General features: G+C 65.4%; 14 protein-coding genes and 1 pseudogene. 8 read left to right on the forward strand and 7 right to left on the reverse strand.

The window, feature by feature from the left end:
- Positions 1–53: 53 nt before the first annotated feature.
- The 7 genes from gmk to fabD form a co-directional block, all read right to left on the reverse strand.
- Positions 54–701, reverse strand: a complete 648-nt coding sequence (gmk, locus tag W911_RS10935) for a guanylate kinase (protein ID WP_023787604.1) — start codon at positions 699–701, stop codon at positions 54–56.
- Between the two features lie 63 nt (positions 702–764).
- On the reverse strand, positions 765–1,655 hold the full coding sequence (locus tag W911_RS10940; protein WP_023787605.1) for a YicC/YloC family endoribonuclease: 891 nt from the start codon (positions 1,653–1,655) through the stop codon (positions 765–767).
- Between the two features lie 109 nt (positions 1,656–1,764).
- Positions 1,765–3,102, reverse strand: coding sequence for an endolytic transglycosylase MltG (gene mltG / locus W911_RS10945; RefSeq protein ID WP_023787606.1), 1,338 nt, complete (start codon positions 3,100–3,102; stop codon positions 1,765–1,767).
- 134 nt (positions 3,103–3,236) lie between these two features.
- Complete coding sequence (gene fabF / locus W911_RS10950) at positions 3,237–4,499, reverse strand: beta-ketoacyl-ACP synthase II (RefSeq protein WP_023787607.1); 1,263 nt, start codon at positions 4,497–4,499, stop codon at positions 3,237–3,239.
- Between the two features lie 252 nt (positions 4,500–4,751).
- Positions 4,752–4,994, reverse strand: coding sequence for an acyl carrier protein (locus W911_RS10955; RefSeq protein ID WP_041316483.1), 243 nt, complete (start codon positions 4,992–4,994; stop codon positions 4,752–4,754).
- 342 nt (positions 4,995–5,336) lie between these two features.
- Positions 5,337–6,080 carry a 3-oxoacyl-[acyl-carrier-protein] reductase gene (gene fabG, locus W911_RS10960; protein ID WP_023787608.1) on the reverse strand — a complete coding sequence of 248 codons (744 nt, stop codon included), beginning with the start codon at positions 6,078–6,080 and terminating at the stop codon, positions 5,337–5,339.
- A 37-nt stretch (positions 6,081–6,117) separates the two neighbouring features.
- The gene (gene fabD, locus W911_RS10965) at positions 6,118–7,062 is read right to left on the reverse strand and encodes an ACP S-malonyltransferase (protein ID WP_041316485.1); all 945 of its coding nucleotides are present in this window, start codon (positions 7,060–7,062) and stop codon (positions 6,118–6,120) included.
- A gap of 205 nt (positions 7,063–7,267) precedes the next feature.
- Here fabD and W911_RS18370 point away from each other — a divergent pair, with 205 nt between their 5' ends.
- The 8 genes and pseudogenes from W911_RS18370 to alr all read left to right on the forward strand — a co-directional run bounded on the left by W911_RS18370 (position 7,268) and on the right by alr (position 13,922).
- Positions 7,268–7,450, forward strand: coding sequence for a 2TM domain-containing protein (locus W911_RS18370; RefSeq protein ID WP_023787610.1), 183 nt, complete (start codon positions 7,268–7,270; stop codon positions 7,448–7,450).
- A gap of 30 nt (positions 7,451–7,480) precedes the next feature.
- Positions 7,481–7,798 (forward strand): hypothetical protein, encoded by a 318-nt coding sequence (locus tag W911_RS10975; protein WP_144083582.1) that lies wholly within the window; start codon positions 7,481–7,483, stop codon positions 7,796–7,798.
- A 610-nt stretch (positions 7,799–8,408) separates the two neighbouring features.
- A pseudogene (rpsF, locus tag W911_RS19030) lies at positions 8,409–8,630 on the forward strand (30S ribosomal protein S6); the annotation flags it as partial.
- Between the two features lie 298 nt (positions 8,631–8,928).
- The gene (gene rpsR, locus W911_RS10990; RefSeq protein ID WP_023787614.1) at positions 8,929–9,177 is read left to right on the forward strand and encodes a 30S ribosomal protein S18; all 249 of its coding nucleotides are present in this window, start codon (positions 8,929–8,931) and stop codon (positions 9,175–9,177) included.
- Between the two features lie 106 nt (positions 9,178–9,283).
- On the forward strand, positions 9,284–10,273 hold the full coding sequence (locus tag W911_RS10995; RefSeq protein WP_144083583.1) for a DUF2232 domain-containing protein: 990 nt from the start codon (positions 9,284–9,286) through the stop codon (positions 10,271–10,273).
- Between the two features lie 30 nt (positions 10,274–10,303).
- Entirely contained in the window at positions 10,304–10,903 is a 600-nt protein-coding gene (gene rplI / locus W911_RS11000) for a 50S ribosomal protein L9 (protein WP_023787616.1), read from the forward strand.
- Positions 10,904–11,140: 237 nt separating this feature from the next.
- Entirely contained in the window at positions 11,141–12,655 is a 1,515-nt protein-coding gene (locus tag W911_RS11005; RefSeq protein WP_023787617.1) for a replicative DNA helicase, read from the forward strand.
- A gap of 136 nt (positions 12,656–12,791) precedes the next feature.
- Positions 12,792–13,922, forward strand: a complete 1,131-nt coding sequence (alr, locus tag W911_RS11010; RefSeq protein WP_023787618.1) for an alanine racemase — start codon at positions 12,792–12,794, stop codon at positions 13,920–13,922.
- The last annotated feature ends 1 nt before the right edge of the window (position 13,923 follow it).

The following is a 13,923-nucleotide window of genomic DNA, read 5'->3' on the forward strand; positions in this document are numbered from 1 at the left end:
CTCAGCACTCGGCTTCGCCTCGCTTGGCCGGGATGACAGGGGGACAATGAGCGTTACGTCAGCGCGGCTTGCAGGTCCCGCACGAAAGCCGTGAGCCCCGTCATCCGCTCACGCTTGTGCCGCTCGGCCGCAAGAATGGCCTTGAGCCCCGCGATGCTCTCGCCGAGGTCGCCGTTGACGATCACATAGTCGTATTCCGCCCAATGACTGATTTCGGCGGCGGCGCCTGCCATGCGCTTCGCGACCACATGATCGGGATCTTGTGCGCGACGCTTGAGGCGCGCTTCGAGCGCTTCGCCGGAGGGGGGCAGAACGAACACGCGGACCAATTCTCCCGCCATGCGTTCGGCAAGCTGCTGCGTTCCCTGCCAGTCGATATCGAACAGTACGTCGCGGCCCTTAGAGACGGCCGCCTCGATGGGCGCGCGCGGCGTCCCGTAGTAGTTGCCGAACACGGTGGCCCATTCGAGAAATTCGTCTGCCTCGATCATGGCCTTGAATTTCGCTTCGTCGACGAACCAGTAATCCTCGCCGTCGACCTCGCCGGGACGAGGCTTGCGCGTGGTGGCCGAAACGGAAAGGCGAATGTCGGGATCGGTGTCGAGCAAGGCCCGCGCGAGCGATGTCTTCCCTGCGCCCGAAGGGGAGGACAGAACCAGAAGCAGGCCGCGCCGTTCGATTCTCGGTTGCTCGCTCGTCATTCCGTCGTCCTGCTCTTCTGTCCGACAGTTTGATTACGGTCTCGCGCGTCTCCGGTCCAGCCTTCAGGCGAGGTTTTGAACCTGCTCGCGCAACTGGTCGATCACGACCTTGAGCGCAAGACCTGCGTGCGCGATCTCCTGGTCGGCCGCCTTGGATGTCAGCGTATTGGCTTCCCTATTGAACTCCTGGGCCAGAAAATCGAGCCTGCGGCCGATGTCGCCGCCCTCGGCGATGAGGGCGCGCGCGGCCGTCACATGCCCGTCGAGCCGCTTCAGTTCCTCTTCCACGTCTGCGCGCGTGGCGAGGATCACCGCTTCCTGGTGCAGGCGCTGCGGATCGAGCGCATGGCCCGTCTCCATGAGGCGTGCGACCTGATCCTGAAGACGCGCCCGGATCGCGTCGAGCGAGCGCGACGGCGACGCCTCGACGCTTTTTGCAAGACGCGCGATCTCGTCGATCTGCGCGGCAACGACATCCTTCAGCCGCGCGCCCTCTTCGCGCCGCGCCGTCACGAGCGCGGCGATCGCCTGGTCCAGGCTTTCCAGAACGGCGGCCTGCTCGGCAGCCGCCCGCTCCGCATCCTGCTCGCCGTCGTCGGACACGTCGAGCACGCCCTTGAGGCCGAGCAACGCTTCGACACGCGGCTTCTTCGCGCCTGCATCCTTCGCCACGCGTGTCGCAATCGAGAGAACGCGCTCAAGCGCAGCCTCGTTCACGCGCACGTCGCCCTGAGCCGCACGCCGTGTGAAGGAGAGCGACGCATTCACGCTGCCGCGGGCCACCGCCTTCTGGATGCGCTCGCGCACTTTCGCCTCGATGGCTTCGAAGCCCGGCGGCAGACGCAGCCTGAGATCGAGGCCGCGATTGTTCACGCTCCTCAATTCCCAATGCCACGCGGTGCCATTGTAGGCGCCGTCGCTGCGGGCGAAACCTGTCATGCTTTGAAGGGTCATGGTGTCATTCCGAAAGGTGTGCGCGTGAGACGTACGCGGAACCTCCGGAGGCCGCAAGGGCCACGGATCGAAGAGCATCGAGGATGGCCCGAGCCGCCGCGAGGTGGCTCTAGTTTTTCGGTTTGCGGACGGGCATCGGGATCGAAGACGCCGAACCCGCAGGCTCTGCCGCCTCGTCATCCGGCTCCGACGCGTTGATCACCTGTGTCACCGGAATGCCCTTCGCCTCGCCCGAAGCCTCACCGGCGGCCGCGCCTGCCTCGGGTGCGGCGGCTTCCGTCTCGGATGCCGACGCCGCCTGGCGCGCGCGCATCTCGCGCTCGATCTCCCGCCATTTGGAAACGGCTGCCTGATGCTCCTGATAGGTCTTCGAGAAGATATGCCCGCCCGTACCGTCGGCCACGAAGAAAACGTCTTCGTGCGCGGCGGGATTGAGGGCCGCTTCGAGCGCGGGTCGCCCTGGGTTGCAGATCGGCGTCGGCGGCAATCCGTTGATCTGATACGTGTTGTGCGCGTTCTTCGCGTCCTTCTCCGATTGAAGGATCGGCTTGCCCCACTGCACCGCACCGCCAAAGATCCCGTAGAGAATGGTGGGGTCCGACTGCAGGCGCATGTTCTTCGCGAGACGGTTCACGAACACGCCCGCAATCCGCTGCCGCTCGTCCGCGCGGCCCGTTTCCTTCTCGATGATCGAAGCCAGCACCACCGCTTCCTGCGGCGTCGAGATCGGAAGGTCGGGGCTACGCCGTTCCCATGCCTTTTCCAGCACCTGCTCCTGCTTGAGCTGCATGCGCCGGATCAGTTCCTGCCGCTCCATGCCGTTCTCGATGCTGTAGGTCTCGGGCATCAACGATCCCTCGACGGGGATCTGCGAGATTTCGCCGACGAGGTTTTCCTCGCGCATCAGCCGCTCGACGATCTGCTGGCTCGTGAGCCCCTCCGGGATCGTCACGCGATACTGCACCGACTTTCCTTCGGAAAGGATTTCGAGCACCTCGCGGACCGAGACCTGCGGCTTGAAGAGATATTCGCCGTGCCGAAGCATCACCTCGCCGGGCCGCGTCCGGCTTTGGACGAGGTAGCTGACCATGAACGCCCAGCGGCTGGAGATCACGCCTTCGCGCTCCAGGTCGTCGGCGATCTCGTTGCTGCTCGCACCCTTGGGCACGACGACGGTCTGCGCGACAGTCAGCGGTCCGGGGCGGCTGTAAACGTGCCCGACGAACACCGTCAAACCGCCGAGCACGAGCATCCCGACAAGCGCGAGGGTGAACACGCTGCTGACGACACGGGCGAAGCCGCGCACGACGCGCGACTCGCGCCTCTGACGTACGCCGCGCGGCCGCGGCGGCGCCCGTCCGGGCTCCAGCGCTTCGGCGGGACTGCGCGGCCTCAGGCCGTCGCGCCGCGACAGCGTCGGCGCTCCATCCCGGCGAATGTTGCTCATCAGCCAGCTCCCGTATCGCGTATCAGTCCCGCCATGCCAGCACACCCCGTTCTGCGCTGGCCAGCGGAATGGCCGACGTGACAGCGCGATTGTGGCAAAACCCGGTCGGCCTCAGGTGACCTTGCGGATTCGGCTCAAGCCACCTTGCGCATAACGAGCGAAGCGTTCGTACCGCCGAAGCCGAAGGAGTTCGAGAGAACCGTGTTGATCTCCCGTTTGCGCGCCGTGTGCGGCACCAGATCGATGGCGGTTTCGACGGAAGGATTGGCGAGGTTGAGCGTCGGCGGAGCCACCTGATCGCGCAGCGCCAGCACCGAGAAGATGGCCTCGACCGCTCCCGCCGCCCCCAGGAGATGCCCAATCGACGACTTGGTCGACGACATCGAGACCTTCCCCTGCGAATTGCCGAACAGCCGTTCGACGGCGCCGAGCTCGATCTCGTCGCCCATCGGCGTCGAGGTGCCGTGCGCGTTGATGTAGTCGATGTCGCTCGGCGTGAGCCCAGCGCTCTTGAGCGCCGCCTTCATGCAGCGGAACGCGCCGTCGCCCGTCTCGGACGGTGCCGTGATGTGATAGGCGTCGCCCGACATGCCGTAGCCGATGACTTCGGCGTAGATCTTCGCGCCGCGCGCCTTGGCCTGCTCGTACTCTTCGAGCACGACGACGCCCGCACCCTCGCCCATCACGAAGCCGTCGCGATCCTTGTCGTAGGGACGCGAAGCCTCCGCAGGGCGGTCGTTGAAGCCTGTCGAAAGCGCGCGGCATGCGATGAAGCCCGCCATGCCGATGCGGCAGATCGTGCTTTCCGTGCCGCCCGCCACCATCACGTCGGCGTCTCCCAGCGCCACGAGACGCGCGGCATCTCCGATGGCGTGCGTCCCCGTTGCACACGCGGTGACGACCGCATGGTTCGGCCCTTTGAGCCCGTGACGGATCGAAACATAGCCGCCCGCGAGATTGATCAGGCGGCCGGGGATGAAGAACGGCGAGATCCTCCGCGCGCCCTTTTCGTTCAGCAGAAGAGAGGCGTCCGCAATTCCGGAAAGGCCGCCGATCCCCGAACCGATGAGAACGCCGGTGGCTTCCTGCTTCTCGGCCGTGTCGGTTTTCCAACCCGAATCGGCAATCGCCTGATCGGCAGCCGCGACGGCATAGAGAATAAAATCGTCGACCTTGCGCTGTTCCTTGGGCTCCATCCAATCGTCGGGATTGAGCTTGCCCTCCGCCGTGTCTCCGCGCGGCACGAAGCTCGCGATCTGGCACGACAAGTCGGAAGTATCGAATTCTTCGATCCTGCGTGCGCCGCTTTTGCCGGCGAGCAGATTAGCCCATGCGGCCTCGACCCCGCAGCCGACGGGTGTCACGAGACCAAGACCAGTGATGACGACGCGGCGCATATCTCTCGAATCCGTTCTGCCGGTGGAGAGAGTAGAGGCCCCGGCCCGCGGGACGAAGAGGCAAACACGCCTCGCGCCCTCGGTTCCACATGCCGGGAGCGCGGCACGCCGGCGTCGCCCGCTCCTCTTCCTTGAGCCGCCCGGTTTCCGAGAACCGCCGCCTTGGCCGTAATGGCGAGAGCGCCGGCTTCAACCCGAGGCGCGCCTGCGCCTCAAGGTTTAAGCTCGTGAGACTAAGCGGTCCGTGCGCCGTCAGGCAGCCGTGGCGTTCTTTTCGAGAAACTTCACAGCGTCGCCGACGGTCAGGATGTGCTCTGCCGCGTCGTCCGGGATCTCGCACCCAAACTCTTCCTCGAAGGCCATCACCAGTTCGACCGTGTCCAGGCTGTCCGCGCCCAGATCGTCGATGAAGCTCGCGTTCTCGGTCACCTTCTCGGCTTCGACGCCAAGGTGCTCAACCACGATCTTCTTCACGCGCTCTGCGACATCGCTCATCGTCTTCCCCTCGTGTCTCTCTGTACTGATTTGCGGTTGCTAAGTGTATCTCGGATCCCGTCGTCCACCGGGCTCGCGGCCGGATCGCGTCTGGATTTCGTGCGATCCCGTTCTGGCGGCGCCGTCTAGGCTACTCCCGGACGACAGCGCGTGAGCGTTGATCGTTAGGGCCTTTCCAAGAGCTGCGCAGCAAAAAAACGAGGCTCGTTAACATATCTCCCAGGCCTTGGCCAGCTTCCGGCCCTATGCCCTAAGCGCCCACACGCGTGGAGGTGCCAGCGGCATTTCGCCCCGCGGTTGCGGCCCTCGTCCGCCAGCGCGCGACCATAGCCAAAAGGCCCCTCAGATCATAGCCATACCGCCATTCACATGCAGCGTTTGCCCGGTCATGTAACCGGCCTCGTTGCTGGCAAGGTAAAGAGCGGCGGCGGCAATGTCCTCGGGCGTGCCGAAGCGTTGCGCCGGGATGTGTTGAGAGATCTCGGACTTTTGCTTGTCGTTCAGCGCGTCCGTCATCGCGGTCGTGATGAAGCCGGGCGCAATGCAGTTCGCCGTGATGCCGCGGTTGGCGACCTCGCGAGCCAGCGACTTCGTCATGCCGATCATGCCGGCCTTGGAAGCGGCATAGTTGCCCTGGCCCGGATTGCCGAAAACGCCCGACACGGAGGAGATGTTGATGATGCGGCCATAGCCCGTCTTCGAGCGCAGCATATGACGCGCCGCAGCACGCGAGAGCATGAACGTAGACGTCAGGTTGACGGCGATCACGTCGTCCCACTGCTCGTCCTTCATCACCATGAAGAGATTGTCCTTGGTGAGGCCCGCGTTGTTGACGAGGATGTCGACGCGACCGAGGGCGGCGATGGCCTCATCGATCAGCTTGCCGACTTGAGCGCGATCCGCGAGATCGCAGGGCACCACGTGCACACGCTCGCCGAGTTCGCCCTTCAAAGCTTCGAGCTTGTCCACCTGGCGTCCGGAAATCGCGACCGTCGCTCCGGCCTTGTGCAAGGCCCGTGCGATGCCCTCGCCGATGCCGCCGGTCGCGCCCGTGACGAGCGCCGTCTTGCCGGTCAAATCGAACATGTTGTGCAATCCTTCTAGGAACGAGAGACGCTAGGCCTCAGGAAAGCTTGGAAATCACGGCGTCGATATCCGCCGGTGTGCCGACGCTGTCGGCTTCGAACGATTTGTCGATTCGCTTGGCGAGCCCGGCCAGCACTTTGCCCGATCCGATCTCGAACACGTGCGAGATGCCGTTCGCGGCAAGATAGCCGACGCATTCGCGCCAGCGCACGGTGCCCGTCACCTGTTCGACCAGCAGGCGGCGAATCTCGTTGGGATCGGTGATCGCTTCCGCCCGCACGTTGGCGACGACGGGCACGACGGGTGCATTCATCGCCACGCTGGCGAGGGCTTCCGCCATCGCGTCGGCAGCGGGCTGCATCAGCGCGCAATGGAAGGGGGCGGAAACAGGTAGCGGCACCGCGCGGCGCACGCCGTGCGCTTTGCCGATCTCGGCCACGCGATCGATCGCCGTCTTGGAACCCGAGAGCACGACCTGTGTCGGCTCGTTGTCGTTCGCGACTTGGCACACGTCGCCTTGCGCCGCTTCCGCTGCGACTTTCTCGGCAACGTCGAGCCCGACGCCGAGCAGCGCGACCATCGCGCCCTGACCGACCGGAACCGCCGCCTGCATGGCCTGCCCGCGCAGCTTCAAGAGCCGCGCCGTGTCCGCAAGAGAAAACGTGCCGGCGGCGGCGAGCGCCGAATATTCGCCGAGCGAATGTCCGGCAACATACTTCGCGACGTCCGCGAGCTTCACGCCCTTTTCGCGTTCGAGCACCCGCATCGCCGCCATCGAAACCGCCATCAGCGCGGGCTGCGCGTTCTCGGTCAACGTGAGCGTCTCCTTGGGACCCTCCCACATGATGAGAGAGAGCTTCTGCCCAAGCGCCTCGTCCACCTCATCGAACACCTCGCGCGCGACAGAGAACGTCTCGGCCAGTTCCCGGCCCATGCCGACGTCCTGGCTTCCCTGCCCGGGGAATAAGAATGCGCGTGCCACGCCCGCTCCTTCTGATTTTCCGATTGCCGATGCTCTGCCCGCTCCCCATGTGCGTCGTGTCGGAGATCGGGAGGTGGTCGCCCGGCGCTTTCGACATGTCCTGCCCGCGCTTGTCAAGACCCGCATTGACGCGCGAAGCTGGAGAGGAACATCTGGAGCCGGCGGGGCTTCTTCTCTAAATGCCTTTTACCTCAAGGAGACTCCGATGGCAGCGATGGACGACCTGCGGCGCGACGGCGTCCTCATTCACGGCGCGATCTATGCAGCCGTCATTCTACTTCTGATCTTCGTCGACTGGTACGGCGGCGGCCGCTGGTGGGTCCACTGGGTCATCCTCGGCTGGGGCGCGGGGCTTGCCGCTCATGCGTGGCTCTCCATTCGGGGTTAATGTCCGCGTAACCCTGCAAGGGCACGTCGAATGAGGCGAAAGATACGCATGGCCTGGCTGCTCGGAGGGATCGTCGCACTCGTCGTGGCCTATATCCTCGCGACTCAGTGGGGCTGGCTCCCTCGCGCGCAGGTCGTGGCCACGGGCACGATTCAGACTGGCGATGGCACAGTACTGAACACCCGCAAATATCTCCGGGCATCCCGCAAGGCGCCGCACAAGACCCCCGGCCCCGGCAAACTGCTGGAGGAGGAGGTCTGGGAGGTCGAACTCCCGAACGGCCGCTGGGCCGAATGCGAAGGCGACGACTGCCTCGCGGCCTACGAGAAAGCCTGGGGTCCGAATTGATCAGCGAAGAAACAGCCGCAAAGATCGTTTACCGTATTCTTGCTGTCCTGGCAGGATTTGCGCTCTGTATGGCGTTGGCTCTGGCCTGGGATTGGGGCCTTGTGCCACGAAAAGCCGTCTCCACGGGGGCAATCGTAACCAAAAACGGCTTGAGCCTCTCCACACGCAAATACGAGCCTTTTTACGTCATTCGGACCTCGCAACCCCAGCCAGTTGGAAAAAAGAGGCTCGACGAGGAGGTGAGGCTGCCGAGCGGGAGATGGATCGATTGCCGCTCGGATTGCCTCCGAGCCTACGAGCAGCACACGAAAAGCCGGTCGATCCCCGTTTCCGAGTTTCAGCCCGACACCCGACGATAGATTTACTGGCCTCCCCTTGCCTCCGCGCCCAAATCCCGTATAAGTCGCGCCGTTACGCGCTTCGGTCGGTGGCTGAACGGGGCTGCGGAGCTATTTTCGGCTCTCGCGGCAGGGCAATTGCCCGTTCCCCGGTGTCAACGCTCTTTGGGTGCCTTTGGGCCTTTTCGGGGCCCATAAGGGGCTATGCGCCGAGGCGGTTCTCGTAACCCGCGCTGCAAAAGCACGGTCAACATCGAACGGAAAGGCCGCACATGCCCCTTTACGAGCATGTCTTCCTGGCACGCCAGGACGTCTCCCCGCAGCAGGTCGAGGCGCTTCAGAAAGAATTCACCGACGTCATCACCGAGGGCGGCGGCAAGATCACCAAGAGCGAATACTGGGGCCTCAAGGGCCTCGCCTACAAGATCAAGAAGAACCGCAAGGCGCACTACGCGCTCTTCAACATCGACGCCCCCTCGGCCGCCGTGGCCGAGATGGAGCGCCGCATGAGCCTGTCGACGGACATCCTCCGCTTCATCACGCTGCGCGTCGAGGAGCACGAGGCCGAGCAGTCCATCATGATGCGTAAGCAGGACCGCGATGAGCGCGGCGACCGCGGTGGCTTCCGTGGCGGCGACCGCGGCGGTTTCCGTGGCGGCCCGCGTGGCGGCGACCGCGAAGGCGGCTCGACGTTCCGCGCCCGCCCGCCCCGTGAAGCGGCGACTCGCGCGGCCCCGTCCCCCGNGCCCCCCCGCGTGACGACAGCGGCAACACGAACTCGGAGGGCTGATCATGAGCCAGATTCAAGAAATCGCCGCCCGCCGGCCGTTCCACCGTCGCCGCAAGACCTGCCCGTTCTCGGGAGATCAGGCGCCGAAGATCGATTACAAGGACGTCCGCACGCTCGGCCGTTACATCTCCGAGCGCGGCAAGATCGTCCCCTCGCGGATCACGGCCGTCTCGGCGAAGAAGCAGCGTGAGCTGGCCCGCGCCATCAAGCGCGCCCGCTTCCTCGGCCTTCTGCCCTACGTTCTGAAGTAAAACCGGATTGGCCCGCGCCGTCGCGCGCGGGCGCTTTCCGAAATGGTTGGGTGAGCGGGCGTATCGCCCCTCTCCCTAACCGCAGCGATTGCGGGACAGCTCGACGATGAGATCTTTTGCCCTGGCAGGTGCCGGCCTCGGATTGGTCGCGGCGATCGTTTTCGCCTCCGCGACCACGGGGCCGATGTTCATCCGCTTCCTTCTCCTATTCATCACGCCGCTTCCGATTGCGCTTGCCGGCCTCGGATGGGGCTGGCGAGCGGGTGCGCTCGCGGGCGGCGTCGGCAGCGCCATCGTCTTTCTCACCGCCGGCCCTCTCGTCGCGCTGGCGTTCGCGCTGACCCAGGTCGTGCCGATGGTGGCGCTGACCTATTTCGCCCTTCTTTCACGCCCCATCCACGAAAGCGACGACGGCGCCGAGGACGACGGCTCGGGCCTCGAATGGTATCCCACCGGGCGGCTGATCCTGTGGGCTGCCGGGATGGGCGCTGCGATGGCCGCCGCCTCCATGCTTCTCCTCGGAGGGGACGTCGAAAGCCTCCGCAAGACGCTCGGCGAATTCATGCAAGCGGCCGTCACGGCCGGGATGCCTCAGGCCGAAGGACAGATCGGCGAAGCCGAACTTGCGGCCCTCTCCGAAATCGCGCTCGCCGTGCTCCCCGCCGCTTCCGCCATGTCGTGGATGTCGAGCCTGCTGTTCAATCTCTGGCTTGCCGGGCGCGTCACGCGGGCCTCGGGGCAACTCGCGCGGCCCTGGCCCGATCTTGCCGCCATCACCTATCCACCGGGAACGCCGCTGGCGTTCGGCGCAGCCCTCGTGCTGACCATGCTGCCCGGAATTCCCGGTCTTGCGGCGTCCGCTGCCACAGGCGGGCTCTTCGTCGCTTACGTCCTGCTCGGCCTCGCGGTCGTTCACTACATCTCGCGCACCAAGCCCTGGCGTCCCTTCGCGCTGTGGGCTCTCTACGCCACACTCCTCATCGTCAACATCTGGATCGCCATCGTCATCGCGATCCTCGGCCTTGCCGAAACAGTCTTCCGGCTGCGGGAGCGATCCCATCTGCCGCCCTCGCCGCCCACGCATCCAAACACCTAGAACATTCGAGAATTCAAAGGAGATTTTGTCATGCAGGTCATTCTACTCGAACGCATCGGCCGCCTTGGCCAGATGGGCGACGTCGTCAGCGTCCGCGACGGCTACGCGCGCAACTTCCTGCTCCCGCAGAAGAAGGCGCTCCGCGCAACGGCTGAAAACCTCAAGCAGTTCGAAAGTCAGCGCGCCCAGCTCGAAGCCAACAACCTTGAGCAGAAGAAGGAAGCCGAAGCCGTCGCCGAAAAGCTCAGTGGCAAGGTTTTCGCCGCCATCCGCTCGGCCGGCGACACCGGGCAGCTCTACGGCTCCGTATCCACGCGCGACCTCGCCGAGGTCGTGACCCAAGGCGGCTTCACGATCGACCGCAACCAGGTCGTGCTTGAGCGTCCGATCAAGACGCTTGGCCTCCACGACGTCACGATCTCGCTTCACCCCGAGGTCCAGGTGAAGGTGACGATCAACGTCGCCCGCACCGAGGACGAGGCCGAGCGTCAGGCGCGTGGCGAAGACGTCACCGTGATCAAGGACGAAGCCATCGAGATCGAGACCTTCAATCCCGACGCTGAGTTTGAGGACGAGGACGAAGCGCCCGCCGCCGACGAAGGCGAAGCAGCGGACGAGGACAAGGCGTAAAAACGCCAAGTCTTACGGAACGAAACATTACAATCCGGGGCCGGAAGCAGGAGCTTTCGGCCTCGGATCGTTTCAGGCCGCCGCTGCCTTCATCAAGTTGCGCAGCCCACACCTTTTTTCGGCATCAGATTCGCCCCACTCAAGCGCCAAATTTTGCGCATGTGGGTAACGGGGGAAGCCTCGTCTCCGCCCCTCTTGCAACTCCCCTCGACTCACCCGCCGGGCTAGGGTGCGCGCATGACAAACCCCGCCCCTCTCCAGACCGATCAGCTCCGCCAGGCTGCCCGCGCCGATACGCCCGTGTCGTTTCGCGAGGCGCCCCACAACATCGAGGCCGAGCAGGCGCTGCTCGGCGCCATCCTGATCAACAACGAGGCGATGGACCGCGTGTCCGCGTTCCTTGAGCCGTCGCATTTCTTCGATCCGCTACACGGGCAGATCTACGAGACGGCGGGCAAGATGATCCAGGCCGGCAAACAGGCGACGCCGATCACGCTCAAGACCTTCTTCGAGAACGCCGAGCCGATCGATGCGCACCTGACCGTGCCGCAGTACCTCGGCCGCCTCGCCACCAGCGCGACGACGATCATCAACGCTGAGGACTACGGCCGCACCGTCTACGACCTCGCCGTGCGCCGCCATCTCATCGTCCTCGGCGAGGATATGGTGAACTCGGCCTACGACGCACCCATCGACTTCCCGCCCGAAAGCCAGATCCAGGAAGCCGAAACGCGCCTTTACGATCTCGCCGAGCGCGGCAAGTACGGCCAGGGCTTCATGAGCTTCGGCACGGCGCTGACGCACGCCGTGGACATGGCGGCCGCTGCCTACGAGCGGGACGGCCATCTCTCCGGCCTTTCGACCGGCCTCAACGACCTCGACAACCGCATGGGCGGATTGCAGTCGTCGGACCTCATCATCCTCGCCGGACGTCCCTCGATGGGCAAGACGGCGCTCGTCACCAACATCGCCTACAATGTCGCCAAGGCGTTCCGCTCGGAAACGCTGCCGGACGGCACCGAAAAAGTCATCGACGGCGGGCGTGTCGGCTTCTTCTCGCTCGAAATGAGCGCCGAGCAGCTCGCAACGCGTATCCTGTCCGAGCAGGCGGAGATCGCGTCCGAGAAGATCCGCCGCGGCATGATCACCGACAACGAGTTCCGCAAGCTCTCGGGCGTTGCGAAGGACATGAGCGTCGCACCGCTCTTCATCGACCAGACCGGCGGCATCTCCATCGCGCAGCTCGCAGCCCGCGCACGCAAGCTCAAACGGCAGAAGGGCCTGGATCTCCTGATCGTCGACTACCTGCAGCTTCTGTCCGGCTCCTCCAAGCGCGGCGACAACCGCGTGCAGGAAATCACGGAAATCACGACGGGTCTCAAGGCCTTGGCAAAGGAGCTCGTGGTGCCGATCATCGCGCTCTCCCAGCTCTCGCGTCAGGTCGAGCAGCGCGAGGACAAGCGGCCCCAGCTCTCGGACCTCCGCGAATCCGGCTCTATCGAGCAGGACGCCGACGTTGTCATGTTCGTGTTCCGTGAGGAATACTACGTCGAGCGGACCAAACCGCGCGAAGGCACGCCGGAGTTCAACGATTGGCAAGCGAAGATGATGGCCGTCAGCGGCAAGGCCGAGGTGATCATCGGCAAGCAGCGTCACGGTCCCGTGGGCGCGGTGCAGCTCGCGTTCGAAAGCCAGTTCACGCGCTTCGGCAACCTCGCCCACGACGACCGGCTGCCCGAGCGCTACGAGTGACGAACCCTGCCGGCGCACCATTCCCTCCCCCCTCGTGGGGGAGGGTCAGGGAGGGGGGGACGCCGCAGCATCGGCTGTCGCGATTCCCCCCACCCCTAACCCCTCCCCACAAGGGGGAGGGGAATCGGCACGCGTCATGACCGCACCACCCGATCTCCCGCCCGGCGCGACCGGCGTCATCACCGTCGACCTCGACGCGATCGCCGACAACTGGCGCGCGCTCGGCGCGCTCGTGACGCCTGCCGAATGCGGCGCCGTGGTCAAAGCCGACGCGTATGGCCTTGGCGCCATCAAGGTGGTCCCCGCGCTCGCCCGCGCCGGGTGCCGCACATTTTTCATCGCCACTCCCGACGAAGCAGAAGCCGCGCGCCGCTTCGCCCCGGACGCGCGCCTGTTCGCGCTCGACGGCCTGCTTCCCGGAGCGGCGTCCGTTTTCAGCGCCAACGATATCGCACCCGTTCTGACCAGCCTCGAAGAACTGGCCGTGTGGTCCGCCGAAGCCACGCGCACCGGAAAGCGCTTGCCAGCCGGGCTCCAGATCGACAGCGGGCTTAACCGGCTGGGCCTCTCGGAAGACGACGTGCGCACGCTCGCCAGCGCCCCCGCACGCCTCGACGGCATCGACCTCCGCCTCGTCATGAGCCACCTGGCCTGCGCCGACGATCCCGCCCACCCGCACAACGAAACCCAGCGGTCCAACTTCGACCGCCTGCGCACGCTTCTTCCGCCAACGCCCGCAAGCCTCGCCGCGTCCGACGGGCTGATGCTCGGCGCGCGCTTCCATTACGACCTCGTGCGCCCCGGCTACGCGCTCTATGGCGGCCAGGCCTTCCAAGGCGGTCCGACGCCCGTTCGGCCCGCCGTGACCGTGGAAGCGCGCGTACTTCAGGTGCGCACGCTCTCGCCCGGAGATCCGGTCGGCTACTCGGCCACGTGGCGCGCCGCACGTCCGACGCGGCTTGCGGTCATCTCGGCGGGGTATGCGGACGGCATCGCGCGGGCGTTGAGCGCAAGCACGGAGCGCGAAGGCGGCGTCATCGCGATCCACGGCGAGGCAGCCCCCATCGTCGGGCGCGTCTCCATGGATCTCATCACCGCCGACGTGACGGACATCGCAGCGGCCATCGCCCCCGGCGATCTCGCCACCCTCGTCGGCCCCGGCCTCACCGTCGAAGCCATGGGACAGGCTGGCGGAACCATCGGTTACGAGGTGCTCACGCGTCTCGGCACGCGCTTCGCGCGGCATTACGTGGGCGGAGGCGGCTAAA

This window comes from Hyphomicrobium nitrativorans NL23 (assembly GCF_000503895.1).
In the GTDB taxonomy this organism is placed as follows: domain Bacteria; phylum Pseudomonadota; class Alphaproteobacteria; order Rhizobiales; family Hyphomicrobiaceae; genus Hyphomicrobium_C; species Hyphomicrobium_C nitrativorans.

Coding starts and splice junctions, on each gene's coding strand:
- rplI (WP_023787616.1), top strand. CDS start 10,304: ATGCAGGTCATTCTACTCGAACGCATCGGCCGCCTTGGCCAGATGGGC.
- rpsR (WP_023787614.1), top strand. CDS start 8,929: ATGAGCCAGATTCAAGAAATCGCCGCCCGCCGGCCGTTCCACCGTCGC.
- fabG (WP_023787608.1), bottom strand. CDS start 6,080: ATGTTCGATTTGACCGGCAAGACGGCGCTCGTCACGGGCGCGACCGGC.
- W911_RS10995 (WP_144083583.1), top strand. CDS start 9,284: ATGAGATCTTTTGCCCTGGCAGGTGCCGGCCTCGGATTGGTCGCGGCG.
- gmk (WP_023787604.1), bottom strand. CDS start 701: ATGACGAGCGAGCAACCGAGAATCGAACGGCGCGGCCTGCTTCTGGTT.
- W911_RS11005 (WP_023787617.1), top strand. CDS start 11,141: ATGACAAACCCCGCCCCTCTCCAGACCGATCAGCTCCGCCAGGCTGCC.
- W911_RS10955 (WP_041316483.1), bottom strand. CDS start 4,994: ATGAGCGATGTCGCAGAGCGCGTGAAGAAGATCGTGGTTGAGCACCTT.
- W911_RS10940 (WP_023787605.1), bottom strand. CDS start 1,655: ATGACCCTTCAAAGCATGACAGGTTTCGCCCGCAGCGACGGCGCCTAC.
- alr (WP_023787618.1), top strand. CDS start 12,792: ATGACCGCACCACCCGATCTCCCGCCCGGCGCGACCGGCGTCATCACC.
- W911_RS10975 (WP_144083582.1), top strand. CDS start 7,481: ATGAGGCGAAAGATACGCATGGCCTGGCTGCTCGGAGGGATCGTCGCA.
- W911_RS18370 (WP_023787610.1), top strand. CDS start 7,268: ATGGCAGCGATGGACGACCTGCGGCGCGACGGCGTCCTCATTCACGGC.
- fabF (WP_023787607.1), bottom strand. CDS start 4,499: ATGCGCCGCGTCGTCATCACTGGTCTTGGTCTCGTGACACCCGTCGGC.
- mltG (WP_023787606.1), bottom strand. CDS start 3,102: ATGAGCAACATTCGCCGGGATGGAGCGCCGACGCTGTCGCGGCGCGAC.